The organism is Nitrospira sp. BLG_2 (assembly GCF_049222245.1).
Window position 1 is genome coordinate 1 of the sequence record NZ_JBLYIG010000735.1, and the last position, 1568, is coordinate 1568.

A 1568-nucleotide genomic window follows, 5' to 3' on the forward strand; every position below is an offset into this window, starting at 1 on the left:
GGGCCGCGCGTCGGGAACACAGGAGACACCGTGAGGCCGATGACCACCCAACGCCGCCCGCCCGGTCGATGAACCGCATCACCGGCATATTCCTCGCCTTCGCGCTGCCGTTCCTGGCCCTGGCCCAGGGCGGCGACCAGCAGCTGCGTGCAAAGGCGGACGGCCTCTTCGCACAGGGCCGCTTCGCCGAGGCCTATCCGCTCTATTCCCAGCTCGTCAGCCTCAGCCCGTCCGACCGCGAGCTCAACTACCGCTTCGGCGCCTGCACCCTGTACGGCGGCGATGACAAGGAGAAGGCCATCGGCCACCTGAAGTTCGCGTGCGAGGTGCCCGCCACACCGCCGCTCGCCTGGTACTTCCTGGGCCGTTCCTACCACCTGGCCTACCGGTTCAAGGAGGCGCTCGCCGCCTACGAGCATTACAAAGGCACCGCCGACAAGAAGGTGCTGGTGCAATACCCGGTGGATGCCCTGGAGCAGCAGTGCCGGAACGGGCTGCAGCTGCTGAACAACCTCAAGGAGATCAGCGTGCACAGCAAGCTGGAGGTGGACGCCGCCGAGTTCTTCCGCTTCTACGACCTGGCCGGCATCGGCGGTCGCATCGTGGTGACGCCGGAGGAGCTCCTCTCATCGCTGGACAAGAAGAGCGGTGTGCGCTCCCTCATCTACATCCCCGAGAAGGGCGGGGCCATCTACTTCAGCAGCCTGGGGAAGGACGGCCGCACGGGACGCGACATCTACCGCACCGAGCTGCTGCCCACGGGCCAGTTCGCCGAGCCGGTGAAGCTCGCGGGCTACGTGAACACCGACCAGGATGAGGACTACCCCTTCCTCTCCGCGGACGGCCGCTACTTCTACTTCGCCTCGAAAGGGACCAACAGCATGGGCGGCTACGACGTGTTCCGCACCTCGTACGACAAGGGGCTCGACGTGTTCGGCGCGCCGGAGAACCTGGATTTCGCGGTGAACACGCCCGATGACGACCTCTTCTACATGGTGGACCCGGAAGGGAAGGAGGCGTTTTTCGCGAGCGGCCGCAGCAGCCATCAAGGCAAGCTGCACGTGTACCGGGTGAGCACCGCGCAGACGCCCGTCAACATCACCGTGCTCAAGGGCACCTTCGCATCCGAACTGGACGCCAAGGACCGCAAGGCGCACATCGTGGTGGAGGATGCCATGACGCGCGAGCGTGTCGCCGATGTGCGCACCGACATGAACGGCGGTTATGTGCTGGCCCTGCCGCGCAGCGGGCGCTACCGGTTCCTGGTGGAGGCCGGTCCCGGCGGGCGCACGCACGTGGGCTATGTGGAGGTGCCGCGCAACGAGACGGCCCGCGCCTACCGACAGGAGATGAGCCTGGTGGAGCAGGCGGCGCAGGAGAAGCTGATGATCCGCAACTACTTCGAGGAGCCGCTTGCGGAGGACCTGATCGCGCTGGCCCTGGACGAGATCAAGCGCCGCGCACAGCTCAACGTGACCGCCGCGCCACCGGTGGCCCAACAGCCAGCGGCCGAAGCACCACCTGCGGATGTGATGACCGCTGCGGGGTTCACCGGCGATGTGACGAAG

1 protein-coding gene is annotated in these 1568 nt (G+C 66.6%); it reads left to right on the forward strand.

Annotated features, from left to right (window positions below):
• Positions 1 to 68 precede the first annotated feature (68 nt).
• The coding region (locus tag ACOSYY_RS19650) for a hypothetical protein (protein ID WP_421664650.1) at positions 69 to 1568 on the forward strand (1500 nt) is incomplete at its 3' end.